This window comes from Salinispora goodfellowii, from assembly GCF_059570675.1.
The window spans coordinates 1-26364 of the sequence record NZ_JCANTD010000032.1 but is presented as its reverse complement, the minus strand read 5'-3'; the positions used below and the strand labels follow the sequence as shown (position 1 = coordinate 26364).

Annotated in this window: 12 protein-coding genes and 3 pseudogenes; 7 read left to right on the top strand and 8 right to left on the bottom strand. The window is 68.5% G+C overall.

The window, feature by feature from the left end:
- Window positions 1-44: 44 nt before the first annotated feature.
- The 6 genes from T398_RS22290 to T398_RS22265 form a co-directional block, all read right to left on the bottom strand.
- The gene (locus T398_RS22290; protein WP_496449703.1) at window positions 45-14711 is read right to left on the bottom strand and encodes an amino acid adenylation domain-containing protein; all 14667 of its coding nucleotides are present in this window, start codon (window positions 14709-14711) and stop codon (window positions 45-47) included.
- 74 nt (window positions 14712-14785) lie between these two features.
- Entirely contained in the window at window positions 14786-15007 is a 222-nt protein-coding gene (locus T398_RS22285; protein ID WP_496449702.1) for an MbtH family protein, read from the bottom strand.
- A 4-nt stretch (window positions 15008-15011) separates the two neighbouring features.
- Window positions 15012-15257 (bottom strand): phosphopantetheine-binding protein, encoded by a 246-nt coding sequence (locus T398_RS22280; protein WP_496449700.1) that lies wholly within the window; start codon window positions 15255-15257, stop codon window positions 15012-15014.
- Window positions 15254-16606, bottom strand: coding sequence for a lysine N(6)-hydroxylase/L-ornithine N(5)-oxygenase family protein (locus tag T398_RS22275; protein ID WP_496449698.1), 1353 nt, complete (start codon window positions 16604-16606; stop codon window positions 15254-15256). Before T398_RS22275 ends, T398_RS22280 begins: the two co-directional genes overlap by 4 nt.
- Window positions 16607-16686: 80 nt before the next feature.
- Window positions 16687-17271: a GNAT family N-acetyltransferase gene (locus T398_RS22270; RefSeq protein WP_496449697.1), complete on the bottom strand. Its 585-nt coding sequence runs from the start codon at window positions 17269-17271 to the stop codon at window positions 16687-16689.
- A gap of 38 nt (window positions 17272-17309) precedes the next feature.
- A complete protein-coding gene (locus T398_RS22265) occupies window positions 17310-18287 on the bottom strand; it encodes an ABC transporter substrate-binding protein (RefSeq protein WP_496449695.1) in 978 nt (325 codons plus the stop codon).
- A gap of 164 nt (window positions 18288-18451) precedes the next feature.
- Between T398_RS22265 and T398_RS22260 the strand changes: the two genes are divergently transcribed.
- From T398_RS22260 to T398_RS22235, 6 genes and pseudogenes are all read left to right on the top strand, one after another.
- Window positions 18452-19225, top strand: coding sequence for a 2,3-dihydro-2,3-dihydroxybenzoate dehydrogenase (locus tag T398_RS22260; RefSeq protein WP_496449693.1), 774 nt, complete (start codon window positions 18452-18454; stop codon window positions 19223-19225).
- A gap of 18 nt (window positions 19226-19243) precedes the next feature.
- The gene (locus T398_RS22255; protein WP_496449691.1) at window positions 19244-20398 is read left to right on the top strand and encodes an isochorismate synthase; all 1155 of its coding nucleotides are present in this window, start codon (window positions 19244-19246) and stop codon (window positions 20396-20398) included.
- Window positions 20398-21990, top strand: a complete 1593-nt coding sequence (locus T398_RS22250; RefSeq protein WP_496449689.1) for a (2,3-dihydroxybenzoyl)adenylate synthase — start codon at window positions 20398-20400, stop codon at window positions 21988-21990. Before T398_RS22255 ends, T398_RS22250 begins: the two co-directional genes overlap by 1 nt.
- Before the next feature lie 3 nt (window positions 21991-21993).
- Window positions 21994-22620, top strand: coding sequence for an isochorismatase family protein (locus tag T398_RS22245; protein WP_496449687.1), 627 nt, complete (start codon window positions 21994-21996; stop codon window positions 22618-22620).
- Window positions 22621-22848: 228 nt separating this feature from the next.
- Window positions 22849-23441, top strand: a pseudogene (locus T398_RS22240) (peptide ABC transporter substrate-binding protein); the annotation flags it as partial.
- 386 nt (window positions 23442-23827) lie between these two features.
- Window positions 23828-25459 (top strand): peptide ABC transporter substrate-binding protein, encoded by a 1632-nt coding sequence (locus T398_RS22235; RefSeq protein WP_496449685.1) that lies wholly within the window; start codon window positions 23828-23830, stop codon window positions 25457-25459.
- A 9-nt stretch (window positions 25460-25468) separates the two neighbouring features.
- Here the strand turns inward: T398_RS22235 and T398_RS22230 are convergent, their stop codons facing one another.
- Window positions 25469-25612, bottom strand: a complete 144-nt coding sequence (locus T398_RS22230; RefSeq protein WP_496449683.1) for a hypothetical protein — start codon at window positions 25610-25612, stop codon at window positions 25469-25471.
- 58 nt (window positions 25613-25670) lie between these two features.
- On the opposite strand from T398_RS22230, the pseudogene T398_RS22225 reads away from it, so the two are divergent.
- Window positions 25671-25797: pseudogene (locus T398_RS22225) on the top strand (DUF817 domain-containing protein); the annotation flags it as partial.
- Between the two features lie 90 nt (window positions 25798-25887).
- Here T398_RS22225 and T398_RS22220 read toward each other — a convergent pair.
- Window positions 25888-26192 (bottom strand): annotated as a pseudogene (locus tag T398_RS22220) (FGGY family carbohydrate kinase); the annotation flags it as partial.
- Between the last annotated feature and the right edge of the window lie 172 nt (window positions 26193-26364).

The following is a 26364-nucleotide window of genomic DNA, read 5'->3' as shown; positions in this document are numbered from 1 at the left end:
CGTCGGCGACTTTCGGGAACGCGGATCCGGCTCAGTTGTGTTGCTCACAGGTTCCCCCACTCGTCCTCAAAGTCCTCGATCTCGTCCTGACTCAGCTCGACCAGCAGGTCCGATGGGGTGAGTCCGCCGGCCGTATCGCCGGCGGCGAGTGCGTCCAGCGCCGCGAGGAACCCGTCCGCCCAGCTCGCCACGGCGTCCGCGGAGTGCGCGTTCGACGGCCACGACCAGCGCACCTCCAGCGATGGGCCGGTCATCCCGTCGAGCGTGGTGACGGTGACGTCGAGCCCGTGCGGGGTGGGTAGCCCGGTGGGCACGGTGCCCAGGTCGAGCGAGTCCGGCGACCACGGGCCCTCGTCGGCAGTGAAGCGGCCGAGGTAGTTGAACAGCACCGCCGGACGATCCCGCCCGAGGCGATCGCGCAGCATTCCGTACCCGATGCCGTTGTCCGGCACCGCCCGCAATTGCTCCTTCACCTGCTTGAGGTCACCGCTGAGCCGGACCGGGTAGGTCGTGGTGAACCAGCCGACGGTGCGCGACAGGTCCGCCCCGGGCACCACCTGCTCTTCACGGCCGTGGCCCTCCAACTCGACGACGATCTCGCCGTCCGGTCCGCCCAGCACCCGCGCCAGGGCGGTGAGCAGCACGTCCTGCACGGTGCCGTGGACCGCCGCCGGCACCGTGGTCAGCAGCGGGGCGGTGCGATCCGGCGGCAGCACGCGGACGATCTCGCGCGGCTCGCCGGGCCAGCTCTGCCCAACGATCCCATCGATCATCCGCCGCCAATACGTCAGTTCCCGGCCGCGCGCGGCACCCGCGTCTCGCAGCCCGGTGGCCCACTGCCGGAAGGAGGTACCCGTGGGTGCCAGATCGGGACGCTTACCGACGGCGACCGCCTCCCACGCGGCGCGCAGGTCCGGCACGATGATCCGCCACGAGACGCCGTCCACGACAAGATGATGCGCGACCAGGAGTAGCCGGTCGCGGGCTAGCACGGCCTGCACCATCACGCCGTTGTCCGGATCCAACCGGCGAACCGCCGCCGCGTATTCGACCCGCAGGTCCGACCCAGCCGGTTGGATCAGGGTGGCCGCGTCAACCGCGCCGGGCGGCGGCACGTGTAGTTGGCCACCGGTCCACCGTGCCCGCAGTAGGTCATGCCGGTCCAGCACGGCCTGCAACGCACGCACCAGGTCCTCGACGGTCACGTCAACCGGCACCCGCAGCAGCATCGACTGGTGGAAGCGGCTGATCGGTGCGCCCTGGTCCCGGAGCCAGGCGATGATCGGGGTGACCGGAACGTCGCCAAACGCCGCATCCGGTGCCTCCGCCGCCGGCTCGTCAACGGTGGCCAACGCTGCCAGGTTGACGGGCGTCTTCGCCTCGAAGACCTGTCGTGGGCTGATCCGCAAACCGGCAGCCCGGGCCTTCGCCACGAGTTGGATGGAGACGATCGAGTCACCGCCAAGCGCGAAGAAGCTGTCAGTGCCACCCACCTCGGCCAGGCCGAGGAGTTCGGCGAACAGCGCTCGGAATTGTTGTTCCGCCGGGCTGCCGGCAGCCACGGTCGGGTCGGCCGCGGCGAATCGAGGGGTTGGCAGCCGCTGCACGTCCAGCTTCCCGGCGGCGTTCAACGGCAGCTCGTCGAGGGTCACGAAGGCGGCGGGGACCATGTAGTCCGGCACGCTGGCAGCCGTACGGGTGCGCAGGTCCGCCTCGACAGCGGTACCGACCACGTATGCGACCAGACGTCCGTCGCGCACGAGGACCGTGGCTCGCCGCACCCCCGGCACAGCCTGGACCGCGCGCCCCACCTCGCCCAACTCGATCCGGAAACCGCGGATCTTCACCTGGTCATCCGCCCGACCAAGGAACTCGAGCTGCCCATTCACCCAGCGCACGACGTCGCCGGTGCGGTAGAGCCGGGCGCCCGGCGCGCCGTAGGGATCCGCGACGAACCGCTGGGCGGTCAGCGCCGGCTGGCCGAGGTAGCCGCGGGCCAGGCCGACCCCACCGAGGTAGAGCTCGCCCGGCACCCCCGGCGGTACCGGTCGCAGCTGATGGTCCAGCACGTACGCGGCTCGGTCGTGGTCCGGTCGGCCGATCAGAACGGGTCCCGGCTCACACCGCCAGAAGGTCGCATTGACGGTGGTCTCCGTCGGCCCGTACGCATTGATCATTGGGTTGGTCGTGGCCCACCGCTCGACCAGCTCCGGCGGGCACCGGTCGGCGCCGGTCACGACTGTGACATCCGCCGGGACACTGCCGGGCGGTACCGCGCCCAGCGCGGACGGCGGCAACGCGAAGTGCGTGATTCCCTGTGCCCGGACGAAACCCGCGAACGCCTCGCCAAGCCGCTGTTCCTCGGGGACCACGACCAGAGTGGCCCCGGCGGTCAGGGTAGCCACCAGCTCAGCCACGGTCACGTCGAAGCTCGGCGACGCGAACTGCGTCATCCGGCTGCCGGAGCCCAGCCGCAGAGTGTCGTGGAAGACCCCGGCCAACGCGGCCAGGCCGGCGTGCGGAACCACCACGCCCTTGGGCCGCCCGGTGCTGCCCGAGGTGTAGATGACGTAGGCCGGGTGCAGCGGAAGCGGCCGGTCGACAAGCGGCTCGGCGTTGGGATGCTCCGGCAGCGGCCCGTCCAGGGTGAGCACTGGTCGCGCCTCGGTGACGATGACGGCGAGCCGATCCGCCGGGTGACCCGGCTCGACGGGAAGGTACGCCGCCCCGGCCTTGCTGACGGCGATCTCGGCCACCACCAGGTCAGCTCCGCGTGGCAGGCTCACCAGTACGACCCGCTCCGGACCCGCCCCCCGCTGACGCAGGGCGCGGGCGACTCGGTTGGTTCGAGCGTCGAGTTCAGCGTAGGTGTAGCGGGTGGCACCGTCGATCAGCGCCACCGCGTCCGGGGTCCGCCGCACCTGGGCCTCGAACAGATCCGGAAGCGTGCTCGGCGGATGCTGGGCGGCGTGACCACGACCAGCGGTCAACACCGCCTGCCGTTCCGCCGGGGTGAGCAACTCCACCGTACCGATCGGCCGGTCGCAGGCGGCGGTCACCAGATCGAGCACCCGAATTAGGCGAGCGGCGAGAAGCTCGGCACTGGAACGGTCGTAGAGATCTGCGGCGTACTCGATCACACCGGTGAGGCCATCCGCGCCGTGCCGCTCGGTGACCACGATCCCCAGGTCGAACTGGGCCACGCCGGTGTCCACCGGCTCCGGCGTGACCTTCAGTCCGGGCAGGCCCGGTACCTCGGCTGGCACCTGCTGGTAGGCCAGCATTACCTGGAAGAGCGGGTTACGGGCGGCCGAACGCTCCGGATTCACCGCCTCCACCAACCGCTCGAAGGGAAGGTCGGCGTGCGCGTACGCGGCCAGGTCGGTGGCCCGGACCCGGGTCACCAGCTCTCGGAAGGTCGGGTCCCCCGACACGTCGGTCCGCAGCACCAGCGTATTGACGAAGAACCCGACCAGATCGTCGAGAGTCTCCTCGTCGCGGCCGGCGAGCGGGCTGCCCAACGGGATGTCGTCGCCCGCGCCCAGCCGGCTCAGCAGCACCGCCGTGGCCGCCTGGACCACCATGAACGGCGTCGTTCCGGTCTCGGCGGCCAACCGCCGCAGCCGCCGGTGAACCGCGGCTGGCACGTCGAAGGTCACGATGCCACCGCGATACGACGGCACCGCCGGACGCGGACGGTCGGTGGGCAACGCCAGTTCCTCCGGCACCCCCGCCAACGCCGCCCGCCAGTACGCGGTCTGGCCGGCGGCGCGACTCGACGAATCGGCTGGGTCGCCGAGCACGTCGCGCTGCCACGCAGCGTAGTCGGCGTACTGCACGGCGAGGCGAGCCCAGGCGGGGGCGTTTCCTGCCTGGCGGGCCGCGTAGGCGGTACCGAGGTCGGTCATCAGCCGGCCCTCGGACCACTCGTCGGTGACGATGTGGTGCAGCAGGAGCAGCAGGGTCGCCTGCTGCGGCCCGGTGACGAACAAGGTGGGCCGCAGCAGCGGCCCGCGGGTGAGGTCGAACGGCACCCGCGAGGCCTCGCGTAGCAATTCGCCGACCTCTTCCGGCAAGCAGTCGACCACGGTGAGCGGTGTCTCCGTGAACGGAGCGACGAGGCGGGCGTATGGCTGACCGTCCTCATCGGCGAACACCGTCCGCAGACTGTCGTGCCGGGCGACCACGTCGCCGAGCGCCGCGGTCAGCGCCGGCACGTCGAGAGGTCCGTCGAGGCGGGACGCGAAAGCGACGTTGTAGGTGGCGCTCGCCTCCTCCAGCCGGTCGTGGAACCACAGTCGACGCTGAGCGAACGACAGCGGCAGCCGGTCTCCGTGCGAGCGCGGGGCCAACAGCGGCCGCGGGTCGTCAGCTTCGGCGAGCCGTGGGGCCAGGTCAGCCACCGTCGGTGCCTCGAAGATGGTCCGGATTCGCACCGCCACACCGAGGGCACCTCGGATCCGCGCCGCCAGGCTGGTCGCCAGCAGGGAATGTCCGCCTAGGAGGAAGAAGTCGTCGTGCACCCCGACCGTGGGCAGCCCGAGCAGGTCCGCGTACAGGCCGCAAAGCACCTCCTCCACCGGGGTACGCGGTGCCGCGGTGACCGGGTACGCGCGAACATCGGGAGCGGGCAGCGCCCGCCGGTCAACCTTTCCGGCGGTGGTGGTCGGAAGCGCGTCGAGGCCAACGACCGCGGCCGGCACCATGTAGTCCGGAAGTGTCGTGGCCGCGTGCTCGCGCAGCCCGGAGGTCTCCCCCACCACGTAGGCGACCACCCGCTTCGGCTCGTCCCGGGCGACCACCACGACCTGCTCGACACCCGGATGGGCTCGCAGCACGGTTTCGATCTCCCCCAGTTCGATCCGGAAGCCACGGATCTTCACCTGGTCGTCGGCGCGGCCCAGGTAGTCGAGGCCCCCTTCGGCGGTCCACCGCACGACATCACCAGTGCGGTACATGACCGTGCCGGGGGTCCCGAACGGGTCGGCGACAAACCGTTCGGCGGTCAGGCCCGGCCGGTTCAGGTAACCCCGGCCGAGCTGCCCACCGGCCAGGTACAACTCGCCGGCCACGCCCGGCGGCACCGGACGCAGCGCCGAGTCGAGCACGTACGCCCGCGTGTTGTCGATCGGGTGGCCCACCAGCGGCGACTCACTGTCGGACAGCCAGGCCAACAGTGTGTCCACCGTGCACTCAGTAGGTCCGTACAGGTTGATCGCCCTGGTCCGCGACCTTCGCAGCGCCGTCCACAGCGCGGCACCGGCTGCCTCGCCGCCCAGCGCGAGTGCGGCTGGCACGTGCCGCGGATCAGTCAGCAGCCCTTCGGCTACGAGCCGCTCCGCCAGCGAGGGAGTGACATCGAGGAAGTCAATTCCCCGCGTGGCGACGTAGTCGGTGAGCAGGCCCGGATCACGACGGGTTTCGTCGTCGACGACGTGCAGTTCATGCCCGGCGAGCAGCCACAGGACCCCCTCCCAGGAGGTGTCGAAGGACAGCGCCGCGGTCAGCGCCGCCCGGATCCGCCGGCCCCCGGACAGCGCCGGAAAGATGACCTGGGCGTGGTGGTGGAAGAAGTTCGCCACCGCGGCGTGCGGCACGACGACCCCCTTGGGCCGGCCGGTGGAGCCGGAGGTGTAGAGCACGTAGGCCGCCGACCGCGGTTCGATGGACACCCGCGGCACCGGCGTGGCGGCTGGTGCGGCGACGTCCCGCAGCACGACGGCCGGCCCCGCATCGGCCAGCATGAAATCGACGCGCTCCGCCGGCAGATCGATGTCGATCGGCAGGTACGCGGCCCCGGCGGCGAGCACCGCGAGCCAGGCGATCACGGAGTCGGCCGAGCGTGGCAGCAGCACCGCCACCGTCCGTTCCGGTCCGGCACCGGCCTCGACCAGCCGGGCGACGAGCGCGTCAACCCGATCTGCCAGCTCGGCGAAGGTCAGCGTCTCGGCTCCGAAGACCAGCGCCGACGCGTCCGGGGTGGCCGCGACCTGTCGGCGGAACACGTCCACCACCGACCCGGTGGGCACCGGCCGGGCAGTGCTGTTCCAGCTGGCCAGCGCCCTCTCCTCGGCTGCGGAGAGCACCGAGACTGTGGCCAGTCGCCGGTCGGGACCGGTCGCGACCGAGTCCAGCAGCCGGACCACCCGGTCGAGCAGTTCGTCGGCGGCACTCGCCGAATAGAGGTCCGGTCGGTACTCCAGCCGGAGCCGCAACCGCCGCTCGGGAATGGCGACCAGACTCAGCGGGTAGTGCGTGGCGTCCACCGGAATGCCGGGCGTGACGGCGAGGCCACTGCCGGCGGCCAGTTCGGCCGAGTCCAACGGGTAGCTCTCGAAGACCGTCAGCGTGTCGAACAGCCGGGGCAGCCCGGCGAGGCGGTGCAGTTCGGTGAGGCCGACGTGCTGGTGCTCCAGCAGCGCGGCCTGCTCCCCCTGCAACCGGGTGAGCAACGATGCCCAGGTGTCCGCCGGATCAATCCGTACGCGCACCGGGATGGTGTTGATGAACAGGCCCACCATCGCCTCCGCGCCCGGCAGGTCCGCCGGCCGACCGGCGACCGTCGCACCGGCGATGACGTCGTCCCGCCCGGTGAGCTGCCCGAGTAGCACCGACCACACCGCTTGCACAACGGTGTTGAGGGTGACGCCATGCCCCCGCGCCACCGCCACGAGCCAATCGTTCGACTCGGTCGAAAGGAACGCCTCGGCGACCCGCGGTATCACGGCGCCGGTGGTGTCGGGCGCGACGAGCGTGGGCTCATCCACACCGGCGAGTGCGGTCGTCCAGGCCGCCCGAGCCGTCGCCGCCTCCTGCCCGGCCAGCCAGGCGAGGTAGTCGGTGTACGGCCGAGCCGCGGGAAGGCCGCCCCCCGCGTAGAACGTGAACAGGTCGCGCACCGCGAGCGGCCCGGACCAGCCGTCCATCAACAGGTGGTGCTGAGTGAAGACGAGCACGTGTCGGTCCGCACCGAGGCGCACCAGGGTGAGTCGAAGCAACGGCGGGGCGGCCAGGTCGAAGCGCCGCGCCCGGTCAGCGGCGAGTACCTCGTCCAAGGACGGGCCGCCAGCGCGGAGCTCTATCTCCTCCCAGGGCACCACGACCGTGGCGGGGACCACCTGGATCGGGCCACGCCCGAGGTCGTGTACGGCCACCCGCAGATTCGGATGTCGATCGAGCAACGCGCGCACGGCGGCCCTGAGCCGTTCGACGTCCAGCGGGCCAGCCAGCTCGAACTGCTGCTGAACCACGTACACGTCCGCGCCATCGGGCGCGGAGGACGACAGGAAGTGGATACCGGCCTGCAGCGGGGACAGTGGCCACGCGTCAGCGAGGTCCGGTACCCGACGCTCCAGCTCCTCCACCTCGTTCTGGCGAAGATCAAGCAGCGGCAGGTCGGAAGGGGTCCGCCCGCCCGGACCGGGCGCACGGGTCAGCGTGCCCAACGCGGCGACCCAACGCTCCACCAGCCCGGAAACCGCCGGTGCCCGGTGCGGCAGATACAGCACCCGCAGCCGGAGCACCGGTCCATCCGAGGTATCTACCACGGTGGCGTTGACGGTGACCGGGTAACGGACCGGGATGTCCGCGTCGATGGTGACCGCCGGTGCGGGTAGTTCTGGAGCCGGAGTGAACGGGTGCCCAGACGAACTGTCGAACCGGCCCAGATAGTTGACCAGGATCTCCGGCTCGCGCCGCCCGGCCAGTTCCCCACTGCCCAGATAGCGCAGCAGACCGTAGCCGATACCGTGGTCTGGCGCGGCGCGTACCTGCTCCTTTACCCGCTTCAACGCCGCCCCGCCAGCCAGGCCGACGGCATCGATCGCGACCGGATACTCGGTGGTGAACCAGCCCACGGTACGGCTCAGATCGGCGCCCGGGACGACGTGTTCTTCCCGACCGTGTCCCTCAAGTCCGACCAGCAGTGGCCTTCCGGCGGCCAGCGCGAGCCCGGTGAGCAGCACATCGGGTACGCCTGCCCGGTACGCTTCGGGCACTGTGGTGAGCACCGAACGGGTGATCTCCGCGCCAACCTCGACGGTCAGCTCCCGCAGGCTACCCGCGGTGTCCAGCGGCGAGTCCGGGACGGGGTCCGGGACGGGGTCCGGGACGGAGTCCGCGTCGGTGACAGCGAGCCAGTGGTCGCGTTCCCCAGCGCGTTCCGCGGCAGCCGCCGGCAGCGCGCGGGCCCAGGTGCGGAAAGAGGTGGTCGCTGGGGCCAGCGACTCACCGGCGCAGGCACGAGCCAGGTCGTCGATCAGGATGCGCCAGGAGACGCCGTCCACAACAAGGTGGTGCACAACCATCAGGAGCCGCCCGGGCAAGCGGACGACCTGCAGCATCACGCCGTCCCGAGGGGCCAGCCGGTCAACCGCCGCCGCCAGGGCGGCAGCCGGGTCGAGGGCCGACTCGGTGATCAGCGTAGCGGCGGAGACTACTCCCCGCGGCACGACCTCCAACGCCGAACCGGTCCAGCGGGCGCGCAGCAGGTCGTGGGTATCCAACAGCGCCTGTACCGCACGCTCCAGTCGGCCGAGGTCAGCCGGGGCGTGCACCAACATCGCCTGGCTGTAGCGCCGCAGCCCGACGCCGAGATCGCGGGCCCAGGCAAGGATCGGGGTGAGCGGTACCTCGCCGACGGCGTCCGCGTCTGCCACGGCGGCGGCCGCTACCTCGGCGACCGCGGCGAGGCCGGCCGGGGTCCGGCGGTCGAAGACCTGGCGGGGGGTGATTCGCAGGCCGGCGGCACGGGCCTTGGCCACGAGTTGGAGGGAGACGATCGAGTCGCCCCCCAGCGCGAAGAAGCTGTCGTCGGGTCCGACGGCAGGCAGCCCAAGGAGGTCGGCGATGAGCCCGCAGAGGAGTTCCTCGACCGCACTCGTTGGGCGGCCCCCGGCCGTGGCGACCGCCACCGTGGGCGCGGGTAGGGCTCGCCGATCGATCTTGCCGCTGGAGGTCAGGGGCAGCTCGTCGAGCACCACGATCGCGGCCGGGACCAGATGGTCCGGCAACGCCGCGGCCAAACCGCCCCGTACCCCGTCCGCGGTCGCGTTCGCGCCGGTCACGTAGCCGATGAGCCGGTGCGCTCCGGCAGTGTCCTCCCGGACCACAGCCGCGCTCTGGGCGACGCCCGGCACTGCGGCCAGCGCTGCCTCCACCTCGCCCAACTCGATCCGGAACCCACGGATCTTCACCTGGTCGTCGGTCCGGCCGGCGAACTCCAGCCGACCATCTACCCAGCGGACGATGTCGCCGGTTCGATACATTCGGGCACCCGACGCGCCGAACGGGTCAGCGACGAACCGATCAGCGGTCAGGCCTGGTTGGGCGAGATAGCCGCGGGCCAGGCCAGAACCGCCCAGGTACAGCTCGCCCGGCACGCCGGGCGGGACCGGGCGCAGCCGCCGGTCCAGCACATACGCCGTGCGGCCCCGGTCCGGTCGCCCAATCGACACCGGACCGGATGTTGCCCGCCACGTTGTCGCGGTGACCGTCGTCTCGGTCGGCCCGTAGGCGTTGAACATCGCCCGCCCGGCCGACCATCGCTCGACGAGGTGCGCCGCAGCCGCCTCACCACCAATGATGACGGTGGTGTCCGTTGGAAGTGCGGCCGTGGGCAGCGCGGCGAGTAACGCCGGAGGCAGGTCGACGTGGGTCAGTCCCCGTGAGATAACGAACTCACCGAGGTCACGCCGCTCATCTGGGACAATCACCAGGGTGCCGCCACACAGCAGCGACATGGCCAGTTCGCTGTAGACCACATCGAAGCCGGGCGACACGAACTGCGAGCTGCGACTGCCGGGCCCGGAACCGAACGACTCGGCCACGGAGGCGGCGAGGTCGGCCAGTCCGGCGTGGGGCACCACGACGCCCTTGGGCCGGCCGGTGGAGCCGGAGGTGTAGATGACATACGCCGGATGCTCGGGGTGCGTTGGCGCGGTCCGCTCGACATCGGTGAGGTCGGGCGCCGGCCCGGTGTCGTCGACACCGGTTCCCTCGACCAACATGGTCGGCGCGGCAACCCGGCCCGCGAGCGCCGGGTCGGTCAGCACCAGCCGCGGCGCGGCATCCTCGAGAACAAGCGCGATTCGGGCGTCGGGGTACGCCGGGTCGAGCGGCAGGTGGCCGGCGCCCGCCTTGTGAACGGCGAGCAGCGCGATGGTCGCCGTAACGCCGCGCGGCAGCAGCACACCGACCAGCTGTTCCGGACCAACACCGCGCCGGACCAGGCGCCGCGCGAGCCGATTGGCCTGCGCGTTCACCTCGGCGTAGGTCAGCACCTGCCGGTCCGGAGACTCGATGGCGGGCGCGTTTGGGGTCGCCGCGACCTGCCGCTCGAACAGATCGGCCAGGGTCGCCGGCGGTAGCGGCGGCGATCCGGCGACGAGCAGGGCTGTTCGTTCTTCGGCGGTAAGCAGGTCGACATCCGCGACCCGTACTCCCGGATCGGCGACAACGGCGCGTAGTAGCCGTACCAGCCGCTCACTCATGGCCTCGATAGTGGCCCGGTCGAAGATCTCGGTCCGGAACTCGAAGGTGGCGACAATGTCGTCGCCCTGCTCCGCCAGGTCGAGCGAGAGATCGAACTTCGCTGTCGCGGTGTCCACGAACCGCACCGGCCAGTCGCCGATCTCCGGTAGCGCGTGCTGGTAGGACACCATCACGTCGAACAGCATCCGCCGATCCGGGGCGAGTGCGTCCAGCACCTGGTCAAATGGCACATCGGCATGCGCCAGCGCGGCCAGGACGGTGCGCCGCACCCGGGCCAGCACCTCGGTGAACGTCGGGTCTCCGGAGAGGTCTGTTCGTAACACCAGGGTGTTGACGAACAGGCCGACGAGGTCGTCGAGGGCTTCGTCTGGTCGCCCCGCGACCGGTGCACCGAGCGGGATGTCGTCGCCGGCACCGTGTCGATGCAGCAGGACGGCGGCCGCGGCCTGGGTCAGCATGAACATCGTCGTGCCGGTCGTGCGGGCGAGTGCGCGCAGGTCAGCAGGCAGCCCTGGGGGCAGGGTGACAACCAGCGTGGCCCCATCGCTTGACGGTTGCGCGCGGCGTTGCCGGTCGACCGGCAACGGCAGTGGCCCCGGCAGGTCCCGCAGGGTTCGCCGCCACCACTCAAGCTGGTCGGCGACGGGAAGTTCCGCCTGCCAGTGGGCGTAGTCGGCGTAGCGCAGGCTGGGGGTTCGCCGCTCCTGACCCGCGTAGGCCGCCACCAGGTCACTGAGCAGGGGGGTCAGCGACCATTCGTCGGCGGCGATGTGGTGCACCACCAGCAGCAGGACGTGTTCGTCGTCGCCGAGCCGGTGCAGGTGGGCCCGGATCGGCAACTCGGTGGCCAGGTCGAAGGGCTGACGCACCGCGGTCGCCACATCATCCACCCAGGACAAACTGACCATTGGTGGCGGAAGCACCACCTGGTAGGGAGCGCCGTCTTGGTCGGCCGCGTACACCGTGCGCAGCGGCTCGTGCCGGGCCACGACCGCGGTCACCGCCCGACGTAGGGCACCGATATCCAACGGGCCGCGCAGAGTTAGTGCCAGTGGCAGGTGGTAGGTGGGATCGGCACCGTCGAGGCGGTGCAGGAACCACATCCGGCGCTGCGCGGCGGACAGCGGCGGCCGGTCGACCGACGGCAGCGGGACCAGCGGCGGCCGGTCCCCGACGCCGCGCAGCCGGGTAGCCAAGGTGGTGGCGGCCGGCGCGTCGAAGACGTCCCGGATGGTCAGCTCCGCATCAAGCAGGGCACGGACCCGGGCCACCACGCGGGCCGCGAGCAGCGAGTGACCGCCCAGGTCGAAGAAGTCGTCGTGCGGGCCGACCGCCGGCAGGCCGAGCACGTCGGCGAAGATCCCGCAGAGAATCTCCTCCTCGGCTGTCCGCGCCCCCCCGACCTCGGTGACCTCATAGACGGGGTCCGGTAGCGCGGCGCGGTCGAGCTTGCCGTTCGGGGTAAGGGGCAGATCGCCGAGCGTCAGCACCACCGCTGGAACCATATAGTCGGGCAGCGCCTCGCCGACGAAAGCCCGCAGCGTGGCCGGGTCGACGTCGCCGACCACGTAGCCGACGAGGCGCCCGTCGCGCAGCTCGACAGCCGACCGCGACACCGCCGGATGCGCCAGCAGGGCGGCCTCGACCTCGCCCAGTTCGATCCGAAAGCCACGCAGCTTGACCTGCTGGTCAGCCCGGCCGTACACATCGAGCGTGCCGTCGGTGCGCCAGGCGACGAGGTCGCCGGTGCGGTACATCCGCGTACCAGGCGGGCCGTACGGGTCGGCCACGAACCGGCTCGCCGTTAGTCCAGGACGGCCGAGGTAGCCATCGGCCACTCCGGCACCAGCTATGTACAGCTCGCCAGCTACTCCCCAGGGCACCGGGCGCAACGCGGCGTCGAGTACGTAGACGGAGGTGTTGTGGATCGGTCGGCCGATCGCCGGCGTCCCACCGGTGGTGATCCTGGCCGCCGTGGACCAGATCGTCGTCTCGGTCGGGCCGTACAGATTGGTGACACCGGCGGTGTTCGCGCGCATTCTGGCCGCCAGGTCGGCAGCCAGTGCCTCGCCACCGACCAGTGCACGGACGCCGGGCAGTGGCACCTCAGCAAGCTCACGCCAAAGCGTCGGTGTGGCCTGCAGCACGGTGGCACCGGAGGTCGCGATGAGCTCTGCGAGTAGCGCGGCGTCCTGCACGACCTCCTTTGCCGCGATCACTACCTGGGCACCGTCCAGCAGGGGCAGATAGAGCTCGAGCCCAGAGATGTCGAAGCTCACGGTGGTCACCGACAGCAACCGGTCGGCGGTGCCGAGCGGGACTACCTCCCGCATGGCGAGTAGGAAGTTCACCAGGTTGCGGTGGGTCACCACGACGCCCTTGGGGCGACCCGTTGACCCAGACGTGTACAGCACATAGGCGGGTGCGTCCGGAGCCAGGGGTACGTCCGGAGCCAGGGGTACGTCCGGCACCGGCGGGTCGACCGGTTCATCGATCCGAACCACTGGTACCGGGGCGGGCAACGACACCGAGTCGTCGGTGAGCACCAGCACCGGCGCCGCGTCGCCGAGCATCAGGGCGATCCGGTCGGGCGGGAACCCTGGATCGAGCGGCAGGTAAGCCGCGCCGGTGCGGGCCACCGCGAGCAGTGCGACGAGCAGCCTGGTCGAACGGGCCAGACAGACTCCGACGATGGCTCCGGGCCGTGCGCCACGGGCGGCCAGTAGCCGGGAGAGTTGCGCGACGGCGGCGTCCAGTTCGGCGTATGTCAGTGATGACCGGCCGTCGGTCACCGCTGGCTGAGCCGGGGTACGCGCGACCTGATCGCGGAAGAGTGTGCTCAGAGTGGCGGTGGGCAGCACGGTGGCGGGGCCGGTGCCGGCGGCGCGCAGCCGTTCCCACTCCGTGTCGGTCACGAGGTCGAGCGTGCTGACGGTGTCAGCCGGATCCGCGCCAGCGAATCGGTGCAGGAAGTCGGCCAGCCGCCGCGCGTGCTCCTGCACCGCCGACAGCGGATAGAGATCCGGATTTGCGTCCACGGTCAGCGTGAGTCGCCCGTCGCCACGGTCGTCGATAGTTACCGATAGATCGTCGACCGGCCCAGCGGAGCGATACAGGGGCTGACCGGGATTGCCGCCGAACGACAGCTCCGCCCCGAACGGCTTGATGTTCACCCAGGGTCCGACCAGGCGTTTGTCACCGCCGAGCAGTTTGAGGTCACGGCGGATGTCCTCACCGCGGTAGCGCTGATGCCGGCGGATCGCCTTCAGCTCCCCAGCCACGGCGGTCACCAGCTCGCCGATAGTCGAGACCGCATCGACGGCCACCCGCAGCGGCAATACGTTGACAGCGGTACCCGGAACTCGCGCGGCGGCCGCACCGAGCCGACCCATCACCGGCAGGCCGAGCACCACCTCACCGGAACCGGTATGCCGGTGCAGGTAGCTGGCGACCGCGGCGAGGAGTGCCTCGACCCGGGTGGCCCGGACCCCCTGGGCGAGGGTGGTGAGCCCAGCGGGCACGGGCTCGGCCAGCTGGTGCTCGACCCGGTGGAACCGGTGGGCGGTGGCGGGCACACCGGGTGCCAGCCCGGTCACGGTCGGACGATCGGCGAAACGCTCGGTCCAGAACCTCCGGTCGGTGATGAACGCCTCGGAGGCCCGGTACGTGACGTCAGCGTCAACCATGTCCCGCAGCGGCCGGAACGTCGCCGCTGCGGGTTCCTGGCCCGCCGCCAGTGCCGTATACAGTTCGGCGAGTCGACCGGTGAGCAATGCGAACGTGTAGGCGTCGAGCGCCAGGTGGTGGCACGTCTGGAACCAAATCTGCCGGTCGTCGGCGAGACACAGCAACGCGTGGCGGAAGATCGGGCCGGTCCGCAGGTCGATCAGGGTGGCAAGGTCGGTCTTGATCCACTTATCGGCGGCGGCCACCGGGTCCGACTCGTCGCGCAGGTCGACGACCGTGAGCGCGCCGACGATCGCATCGTCGATCACCTGCCGTGGCTCGGCTCCGTCCGGACCGTCGACCAGGTCCACGCGTATCCGCAGCACGTCGACCTCGGCCACCAGCCGCCGGCCCGCCTCGGCGATGACGTCGAGGTCGAGGACCCCATCGATGACGACACCCGCACCAGTGTTGAAGACCGGGTTCGCCTCATCAATCTGCTGGGCGAACCAGACCCCGGTTTGCGCGGCGGTAAGGGGCAGCAGGGTGGTCACGGTTGTCGATCTCCCGACTCTGAGCATTGGTAAAGATCGCCGTCCGGGTCAACGACGAGTCACGCGGCTGCCGTTCAGGCGGAATGCGCGTCCATCTCCCGGATGAGGCTGGCTGGCCGCATGTCGGTCCAGTTCCGCTCGACGTAGTCCAGGCAGTCCAGTCGGCTGGCCTCAGCGTGGACAATGGTCCAGCCCGCCGGCACGTCGGCGAAGGCCGGCCAGATCGAGTGCTGGTTCTCGTCGTTCACGAGGACGAGGTAGGTTCCGTTGTCATCCTCGAAGGGATTGGTCGGCATCAGGTCACTTCTTCCTTTGTGCATTGATCAACGACCACCAGCCGTTCACGGTGGGCTGGTCGGCGAGCTCGACGAAGCCGAGCCGCACCCCACCGGATCGCCAGCGCTCGACGAGGCTCATCAACCGGATCGAGTCGAGCCCGACGTCGATCAGGTCGTCGTCCGGGCCGAAACTGTCAGTCGGTTCGCCCAGAACCTCAGCGATCTGGGCCTGGAGATCCTCGACGGAGGTTGGCGTGGCGGCGGTCACGGGCGGGAGCCAGTCGTGAGCAAGGTCTGCGGCTCGACGGCCGGGACGGGATGACGCTCGACGAGTGAGGCGGCGATGGAGGTAACGATCTCTCCGCAACGGACGGCCGTGGCCGAGAGCAGTGTGGACGTTATTCCGTGCGCGTGCTCGGTCCCGCCTTGCAGGTAGACACCAGCGCGTAGGGCCGGGTCCGTCGCCACTCGGTAGTCACGGCCGACCCGCAGCAAGCCCTCGTCGTCGCGGTGGCAACGCGACGCAGCCGCCCCGAGCAGCTTGGTGACTTCAATCGGACGATAGCCGGTGGCGAACACGATCGCGTCGGCGGTGAGGGGCGTCAGCTCGCCGGACGGCAGGTGTTCAACCGTGAGGTCGACGCCGTCGGCGCGAGGACCCAGGTCGATAACCCGCGAGGCATTCATGATTCGAAGTCGGTCCCGACCGAGGACACGTTCCTGGTACGCCCGCCGGTACAGGTCGGTGATGAGATCTCCGTCGACCACCGAGTAGTTGGTGTTGCGGTGATAGTCGAACAGCATCCGCTTCACGTCCGCCGGCGCGTTGTAGTAGACGTCGACGGCGTCCGGATCGAAAATCCGGTTGGCGTAGTTGCTGTCGTCAGCCGGGCTGTAGCCGTACCGGAGAAAGACGGAGCAGACCTCGGCGCTGGGGTAGCGCTCGTGCAAAAATGCGACCGACTCGGCCGCGCTCTGGCCAGCACCGACCACGACGAACCGCTGCGGCTCAGCGACGGTGAACTGGGAGGCGCGATCCAGGATGTCGAGGTTGTGCCAAACCCGCTCGGAGGGAATCACCTCCGGCGGGAGGCTTGACTCCAGGCCGACGGCGACAATCACATTGCGAGCCCGGATCACCTGGGTGCCGCCGTCATGCTGGGCGACGACATCCACCGCCCATGCCTGCCCGTCGGAATCGACGACCGGCACGACATCGGTGACGGTGTGCCCGTAGGCCACGGCATCGCGCATCCGCTCGGCGGCCCAGCCGAGATAGTCGTGGAACTCCACCCGCAGCGGGTACATCGACTTGTAGTTGATGAAATCCGCCAGCCGATCGTGGGCATGCAGATAGGAAAGAAAACTGAAATCGCTTGCCGGATTTCGCAGGGAGACCAGATCCTTGAGGAAGGACACCTGCATTGTGGCGTTCTCGAAGAGCATTCCGCGATGCCAGCCGAATTCCGCCTGCTTTTCGAGGAAGAGCGCTTCGATCCGCTCCTCGACCCGCTGACATTGAGCATTATGCTCATCGATCGCGATAGCCAAGGCCAAGTTCGACGGCCCGAAACCGATGCCAACAAGGTCATATACCGGCAGTTCCGAGGAGACCAAGGTAGAGCCCTTTCCGTGGGCAGTAAAATCCCGATCAGTGCGCGAAGTTAGCATACCCTAACTAGCTTCACCAGTAAAGCTCAGCCCCGCTCACAGGACATTAACGCAGCGCATTTATGCCCAAGATCCACTTCGGCGAGCGGCCGGAATCCGGCACCGGTGAACATGCGGCGAGCGACAGCGTGTCGCGCATCCGGATCAACGACGACTCGCGCACACCGCGAGTCCGCTTCGAACAGAGCTGACACCAGCGCCCGCACGAGCCGCCGGCCGACGCCTCGACCGGTCGCCTCCAAGGGACCGATGGCGAGGTGGACCCCCAGGTCGAAAGGGTCGGCCGGATAGTGCCGACCCACCACGTCCCGCGGCGTCCGATAGACCTCGAGGTAGGCGAGGTCCAGCTGAAAGCGACTGGCGATCAGCGGTCGGGAACACTCGCCGCTGAGCTGTCGCCGTAGCACCGCCGCCCAGCGCTCGACCGGCCACGCCTGTTCCCAAAACAGATTCACATGCGGCCGGGCCATCCAGTCCGCGACCAACTCAGCATCGCCGCACCCGGGATCGGCCAGGCGAAAGCGCCACTCGCCGTACGCGCCCGGCCCAACCAGATTAGTCAGCGGCGGCGGCCCGGCCGCCACGACCCTCGGATCGAGGTCATCGGTCACCTCGCGAAAGGATGTCGACGTCCAGGCCGCCGCCCCCATCAGGAGGCCACCGACGCGGCTACCCTCGGCAGCACGTTGTCAATGAAGTACGGAGTCGACAGCGGACTGGGGTTGCGCAACGAGGTGAACTCGACGAGGTCCAGCGCCACGTAGCCACCACTCCGCACCGCTTCCAGGTTCTTGAAGAGGGTGTTCGCCTCCAACGTCGACTGGAACTGCGGCTCGGCCGAGTAGATCATCACCACGTCAGCATCGATCGTGGCGATCTTCTCCAGGCTGAGAGTAACGGCGAAGTCCTCGCTCTTGAGCGCCTTCACGCCCGGCGCGAGCCCCATCCCGAACTCGTTGAATGCCTTAACCCCAGCGTCCTCGGGGGAACGCAGTACGCCGATCGTGCCAGCCTCGAATGCCTGCGAAAGACTGAAGGTCTTGCCAGCCAGGGCCGGATACTCCGTCCGAACACCGGCGACCTTCGCTTCGACATCCTTGATGACCTGCTCGCCCTGCTCGACCTTACCGACCAGCTTAGCCACCTGGCGAAGAGTCGTCTGCCAAGGGTCCTCGAACGGTCCGGTCTCGTACGCCGTCGTCGGCACCAGCGGAGAGAGCGCGTCGTACTCCGAGTCGATAAAGTAGTCGCCGCCGGCCAGCACCAGGTCTGGGTCGAGCTGTGCGACCTGTTCGGGGTCGACACCACTCTCACCCGGTTCGAGGACCGTCGGCTCACTCGTGAGCTCCGGCTTCGCCCAGGGACTAATGCCACCATCGTGCACGGACGCACCGACTCCGACCGGCTGAATCCCCAGCAGCAGCAGGGCGTCGAGGTCGGCGTCGGAGAGGGCCACGATGCGCTCGGGCGCCTTCTCCAGAGTCGTACTACCAAGTTTGTGCTCGACAGTTACGGGATAGGCGGTGTCTCCGGCGGAGGCACTGGCCACCGGCTCAGGCGACTCGTCACCCCCGCAGGCGACGAGCGAACCACCGGCGAGCGCGAGCGTAACCGCAGAGGCAGCCATGCGTCGAAGATCGATATACATTCCTTCACCTTCGCTTGTTAGGTTTACCTAACCTTAGTGATGCTCCGGCCCACCACAACCCGCCCCCCTACTCGAAATCCAGTCCCTGCCGTACGGTACAGTCCCCGAGATAGGGTAGGCTAACCTAACAAAGGACCGAACGGATGACATCCTACGGCCTCGCCGGTCGGACCGCTCTAGTCACCGGAGCGGCGCAGGGCATCGGAGCAGCCGTGGCCACCGCACTCGCCGAACGCGGCGCGGTCGTTGCATTGACGGACGTGGACCGTAGGGGGGTGGACCGCCACAGCGCGTCCCTCCAGGGCTCCCGCGCCTACCAGCTCGATGTCACCGACAGCACCGCTGTCGAACGTGTCCTCACCGCCGTCGAGGCGGACCTTGGTCCGATGGAGATATGTGTCTCGGTCGCCGGAATCCTGCGCACCTCACGCCTCGTGGACACCACCGACACCGACTGGCAGGCCACCTTCGACGTCAACACGACGGGGGTGTTCCACGTACTGCGTAGCGCGGGCCGACGGATGGCCCGCCGCGGCCGGGGCAGCATCGTCACCGTCAGCTCGAACGCGGCGGGAATCCCTCGCGTCGGAATGGCCGCGTACGCCGCGGCCAAAGCCGCCACCACAATGCTGACCAAATGCCTCGGCCTCGAACTCGCCGAGCACGGCGTACGGTGCAATGTGGTCGCACCTGGTTCTACCAACACCCCGATGCAGCGGGCTCTTTGGGCTAGCCCCAGCGATGAGAACAGGGTGATCGAGGGCTCCCTCGAGACACACCGGACCGGTATCCCACTGGGGCGTCTTGCCAGTCCCGCCGACATCGCCGACGCCGTCCTCTTCCTCGCCTCCGACCAAGCCCGTCACGTCACGATGCACGACCTGTACGTCGATGGCGGCGCGACCCTGCGCGCCTGAACACCGGGAGATCCACCGATGAGCACCACCCAGTTCGACGCGACGTCTACGGACGCCCTTAATCTCCTGGCCGGCTACAGCTCCCAGGTACCGTTCTTCTTCACCTCGCCACGGGGCACGATCAGTACCGTTGGACGGTACTTCGCCGTACCGGCCGGCCCAGACCTGCCGACCGCCGTGCGTGGCGTCCTCGACCTCGCTCTCCAGGATGGGCGGCACGACCCGATCGTGGTCGGCGCCATCCCATTCGACAGCCACACGGAGCCCATGCTCAGTGTTCCCCTCCACACTCATCGCGCCGGCCCGCTGCCAAAACGGATCGCCGTGCCCAGCGCGCCGATGGGAGTCAACGCCCGCACCGTCGAGGTGCCGGCGGGTGCCACCTATGCCGATGGCGTCCGTCGGGCCGTGGCCCGCCTGCGGGCCGGAGAACTGGAGAAGGTCGTCCTAGCCCGGGCTCTGGACATCACCACCGATGCGGCTATCGATGTTGGTCGGCTGCTACGACGGCTGATCACCCAGGACCCGACGGGCTACACCTTCGCCCTCGACCTCGCTCCCGGCACCCTCGTCGGCAACAGCCCGGAACTGCTCGTCTCCCGTCGTGCGGAGGTGGTCACCGCCAATCCACTGGCCGGTTCGATCCCTCGCAGCCCAGATCCGATCGAGGACTTCGGACAAGCCCAAGCGCTACTAGCGTCCCGCAAGGACCGCCGCGAGCACGCGTTGGTCGCCGAGGCGGTGGGTGAGACTCTTCGCCAGTTCTGCACCGATATCGAGGTACCCGCGACCCCGTCGCTCATCCGAACCGCCACCATGTGGCATTTGTCCACTGTTGTCACTGGCCGTCTCGCCGACCCGACGATCAGCTCGCTCACTCTAAGCACGGCCCTGCACCCCACACCGGCGGTATGTGGGACGCCCGCACGTGACGCCCGCGCCGCCATCGCCGACTACGAGGCCTTCGACCGGGGCTTCTACACCGGCTTGGTGGGCTGGGAGAACAGCGCCGGCGACGGCGAATGGGTCATCGCCCTGCGATGTGCCGTCGCCCAGGGTCACACCGCGCGGCTGTACGCGGGTGCCGGCATCGTCGCCGACAGCGACCCAGCGGCCGAGCTGGCCGAGACCACGGCCAAGTTCCGGACGATCCTCTCGGGGCTGGGTCTGTGATGGACCTGACTCCGTGGCCCCCGGCCTTCGCCGATCGCTACCGGAGCGCCGGCTACTGGCGGGGCCAGTCATTCGGGGCCGCGCTGCGTGAGTGGTCTCGCCGCTACGGGGACCGCCTCGCCGTGGTCGACGGCGAAGTCCGACGCACCTATCGGGAAGTCGATGAAAGGGCCGATCGGTTCGCGGCCGGCTTTGCGGCGCGAGGCATCCGGGCCGGAGACCGGGTCGTCGTGCAGCTACCGAACACCGCCGACTTCTTCGACATCGTCTTCGGCCTCTTCCGACTCGGCGCGGTGCCGGTGTTCGCGCTGCCCGCCCACCGCGAGAGTGAGCTCAGCTACTTCTGCCGGCACACCGAGGCAGTCGCCATTGTGCTGCCTGGCGTACACGAGGGCTTCGACCATCGCACCCTGATCCCCGCGGTCCTTACCGGGGCACCAAGCGTGCGGCAGGTCTTCGAGGCCGGTACGGACCTGGGCACCGACCCGATCGACCTGACCGACCCAGCCGCCGGCGCACTGGCCTTCCTGCAACTTTCCGGAGGCAGCACCGGCCTACCCAAGCTCATCCCCCGGACGGCTGATGACTACCTCTACAGCATCCGGGAAAGCGCGGACATTTGCGGCCTCTCCGCCGCCTCGGTCTACCTGTGCGTACTACCAGCAGCGCACAACTTCACCCTCAGCTCCCCCGGGATCCTCGGAGTCATGCATGCTGGCGGCACCATCGTGATGTGTCCCCGGCCCAGCCCTGACGTCGCATTCCCACTGATCGAGCGGGAACGGGTCAGCATCACCGCGCTAGTTCCGCCGCTGGCCCTGGTCTGGATGGCCGCCGCCACAGAACAAGCCGAATACGATCTGTCCAGCCTGGAACTGCTCCAGGTAGGCGGCGCCAAGCTTCCGGCCGACGCCGCCCGGCGGATCCCACACGCGCTCGGCTGTGCGGTGCAGCAGGTCTTTGGCATGGCCGAGGGCCTGGTGAACTACACCAGACTCGGCGACTCGGCCGAACTCGTAGCGCAAACCCAGGGCCGGCCCATCTCCCCCGACGACGAATTGTTGATCGTTGACGACCAGGACGTGCCCGTCGCCGTCGGCGAGACCGGCCATCTCCTCACCCGCGGCCCATACACAATCCGTGGCTACTACCGGGCGGCCGAACACAACGCCGTAGCGTTCACCCCTGACGGCTTCTACCGCACCGGAGACCTGGTCCGGCTCACCCCTGAGGGCTACCTGATGGTCACCGGCCGAGCCAAGGACCAGATCAACCGCGGTGGCGAGAAGATCGCCGCCGAGGAAATCGAAAACCACCTGCTGGCGCACCCAGCCGTTCACGATGCCGCAGTTGTGGCCGTACCGGACGCCTACCTCGGGGAGAGGACATGCGCCTTCGTCATCCTCCGCAAGGGTGAAGCGCAACCGGGCACCGCGCAGCTGCGTGCCTTCGTCCGATCCCGTGGTCTGGCCGCATACAAGGTTCCTGACAAACTCCGGATCGTTGCCACCTTCCCATCCACCGGAGTCGGCAAGGTGAGTCGTACCGACCTACGCGCCGCGCTACGCGCTCAACTAGCCCAGGAGGCATAGCCAGTGTCCCTACCTCGGATCCCCGGATATTCCCTGCCGACCGACCAAGAACTACCGGATAATCGGGTCAGCTGGCGACTCGACCCCAACCGGGCCATCCTGCTGATACACGACATGCAGCGGTACTTCACCGCACCATTCGAGGACCCCGAGCCGCTCGCCGAGGCCGCGACGAACATCGCCGAGATTCGTAAGTCCTGTATCGAGCTGGACATCCCGGTGGTCTTCACCCGACAGCCCGGCGGCCAGAGCCAGGACGAACGCGGCCTGTTGCTGGACATGTGGGGCTGGGGGCCGCCAGCCGACGCGTCAGCGGTGGACTTTCATGACGGGTTGCAGCCCGACGGTGGTGACCGGGTGGTGGAGAAACGCCGCTACAGCGCCTTCGCCGACAGTCCGCTTGACCAATTGTTCGACGAACGCGACCAAATCATCATTACCGGAATCTATGCACACATTGGTGTCACCGTGACGGCCTGCGATGCATTCATGCGCGGGATTCAGGCATTCGTGGTAGGTGATGCTGTCGCCGACTTCAGTCGCGCCGAGCACCTTGCGGCATTGCGGTACGTGGCGGCGCGCTGCGGAATGGCACTGAACACGGCACAGGTCCAAGCAGAACTCGGATGAAACTGCCGCTCACTTCGTCATACACGCCGTGCTGCCACTCACCTGGAGTCCGTGGTAGGTGCCAGCTCGATCGACTCGCACCCGGGCTGGCACCACTCCATCCTTCCCCCAAAGAAGATGTGAGGGGACTACGAGGCTGGCACGCACGTTCAGTGTCGCCGCCGCAGCGGCAGCGCTGGTCCTGACGCTGACCGGCTGTTTGGACCAACTCGGCGACCGCGGCGGGAGGGTGCCGGCTTCAACTACGTCGGCCTGCCGCTGTACAACGACAGCTTCAAGGACAAGCGGATCCGCCCGGCGTTCTCGTTGACGATCGACCGGCAGTCCATCATCGACGCGGTCTTCGACGGCCGGTACACCCCCGCCACCGGCTTCGTCGCACCCACCTTCGACGGCGCTCGCCCGGGTGCCTGCACCTACTGCGAGCAGGACGTCGAGCAGGCCAAGAAGCTGCTCGAGGAGGCCGGCGGCTGGCCGGAAGGCAAGAAGCTGACCCTCTGGGCCAGTTCGCCGAATACCTGGAAAAGGCGGACAACCGGGAGTTCACCGGACCGTTCCGGCTCGGCTGAGGCCCGGACTACCCGTTCCTGGAGACCTACCTGGCTCCGGTCCATGGCACCGACGCCGACAGCAACGCCACCACCTTCAGCAACCCCGAGTTCGACAACCTGCTGAAGCAGGGTGACTCCGCCCCAAGCATGGCGGAGGCCATCCCCTTCTACCAGCAGGCCGAGGACATCCTGGCCGAGGAGATGCCGGTCATCCCGATGTTCTGGCGGAAGGAAGCGGCCCTCTACAGCGACAACGTCGACAACCTGATCCCACCAATGTGGAAAGGGTGGCAGCGGCGAAGACGCCAGCCGCCTGCGCACTGGCCAGGCGTCCCGCCTCATGGCCACCCCTGCGCAACACCGCGGTCAGCCTGCTCCGGCTGGCCGGCATCACCGCCATTGCTCCAGTCCTACGCCGCAACAGCAGAAATCACTACTGGCCACTCCAAACACTCGGACTCATCTGAAACGGTCATATAGCTACCTTGCCGGAGCCCTGGGCCATAGGTTCGGGCAAATTGCGCCAGGCTGATGTACGCACCATCCCGGCCGGGTATCGGGTTGATAACACGCCTTCTCGCCATCGCGTGTCTGGTGTCACAGTGACAGGCACCTCACACCCCCTCGTGAGCCGAGCGCCCTGAGGAGGCACTCCCATGCGCGGGAAATTTCTGAAGGTGGCGGTCGTAGCGACCGCCACCGCCATGTTGGCCACCGCCTGTGGCAACAGCGACGACGAGCCAGAGGAGGCGACCGACAAGTCCGGCGGTAAGCTGCGGATATACGCCTCGGAGCCGGCGTACCTGCTGCCGTCGAATGGCGATGACGAGCCGTCGATCTATGTGATCCGTCAGCTCTACCGTGGTCTGGTCAAGTACAACGCCGACACCGGTGAGCCAGAGAATGATTTGGCCGAGTCGATCGACTCGGAGGACCAGAAGCTCTGGACGATCAAGCTGAAGGACGGCTACACCTTCGACAACGGCGAGCCGGTCAACGCCGACTCCTTCATCCGCTCGTGGAACTTCGCCGCCTACGCGCCGAACGCCCAGAACAACGGCTACTTCATGAAGCGGATCGCCGGTATCGACGCGGTCCTGCCCGAGGACCCGGACGGCGAGGGCCCGAAGGAGGCCCCCGAGCCGACGGCCGAGACGCTGTCCGGCCTGAAGAAGGTCGACGACCTGACCTTCACCGTCGAGCTCAAGGAACCGTTCAGCGGCTTCCCGACGGTGGTTGGGTATTCGGGCTTCTTCCCGATGGCCCAGGCCTGCATCGACGATATCGACGCCTGCAACGAGACCCCGATCGGCAACGGCCCCTACAAGATCGATGGCAAGTGGGAGCACGAGGTCGAGATCAACCTGGTCCGGAGCGACAGCTGGAAGGGCGAGCCGGGCAAGCCCGACGAACTCTACTACCGGATCTTCGCCGATGTGAACGCCGCCTACTCCTCCTTCCAGGCCGGCGAACTGGACGTGATGTACACGATCCCGCCGGAGCGCTTCAAGGAGGCCCAGGCCAGCTACGGCGACCGGCTGTACGAGCAGGAGGGTGACAGCCTCAACTACGTCGGCCTGCCGCTGTACAACGACGCCTTCAAGGACAAGCGGATCCGCCAGGCGTTCTCGATGGCGATCGACCGGCAGTCCATCATCGACGCGGTCTTCGACGGCCGGTACACCCCCGCCACCGGCTTCGTCGCACCCATCTTCGACGGCGCTCGCGAGGGTGTCTGCACCTACTGCGAGCAGGACGTCGAGCAGGCCAAGAAGCTGCTCGAGGAGGCCGGCGGCTGGCCGGAAGGCAAGAAGCTGACCCTCTGGGCCAACGCGGGCGCCGGCCACGACGCCTGGCTGCAGGCGGTCGGCGACCAGATCAAGTCTGCGCTGGGCATCGACTACGAACTGAAGGTCAACCTGCAGTTCGCCGAATACCTGGAAAAGGCGGACAACCGGGAGTTCACCGGACCGTTCCGGCTCGGCTGGGGCCCGGACTACCCGTTCCTGGAGACCTACCTGACTCCGCTCTACGCCTCCGGCAACGACAGCAACAACAGCACCTTCAGCAACGCTGAGTTCGACAACCTGCTGAAGCAGGGTGACTCCGCCCCGACCTTGGCGGAGGCCATCACCTTCTACCAGCAGGCCGAGGACATCCTGGCCGAGGAACTGCCGGTCATCCCGATGTTCTGGCGGAAGGAGGCGGCGCTCTACAGCGAGAACGTCGACACCTTCGTCTGGAACCAGGTATCCGGCGCCGCCTACGGCGAGATCTCGCTGAAGTAGAACAGAGCTTCAGTAGCCTGAGCCAGCCAGTGTGGAGGGGGTGAGTAGCAGCCGTGGATCGTCCCGGACGATCTCCGGGCCGAATTCCAACGGCTGCTGCTCACCCCGACCCAAGGCGACAACGGCGCGGCGGCCCTGGCCGGTGACGTTCACCGACCAGGGCCGTAGTGGTGGCGATTGCGGATGACCCCACCCCCTTCCGGCGCCACGCCGGTTGGAAACAGTGCGGGAACTCCGGGTGGTGGTCCTGTTCCACCTCGCGGGTACCACCATGGAGTAATACCGGGGTCGGCTCCTACCTGGTGCGCATGTATCGCCGGTTCGACCTACGCTTCGAAACCGGAGGATTTCCCAATAGGGTTCGAGTCGGTTCGCGCCGAGCGCCGTCGATGTGACGTGGAGTGACGACGGGGGTGTAATCGAGTCGGGTACGTCGCTGGTGGAAACGGCGGTCGGCTTCGTCTAGATCATCCGGGTTATGTGGACTCAACTGGTCGGCGGAGGCGATCCGGTCGGTCCGGGTGTCCTGCCACACGATGGCGTTGTTGCGGTAGGGCCGACCGGTCCGGCGATTCCACACCACGGTGGTCTCCCGCTGGTTGGTGACCCCGAGGGCGGCGAGGTCGGTGACGGTGAGGCGGTGCTCGTACAGCACGGTCCGGATGACCGTCTGGGTGCGCTCCCAAATCTCCACCGGGTTATGTTCGACCCCACCGGGCCGCGGCAGGATCTGGCCAGGGCCTGATCAAGTTCCGTGAGTGTCCGGGTTGTTGGTGATGCCCAGGATGGGGAGCGCTCGTCGGGGTTCGTCACGGATGGCCCGGGTGGTCTTGGCGATGTTGTCGGCTCCGAGGGTTTTCAGCACGCCGATGGCGAGGTTGCGGAGGGTCGCCATGGCCCGGGGG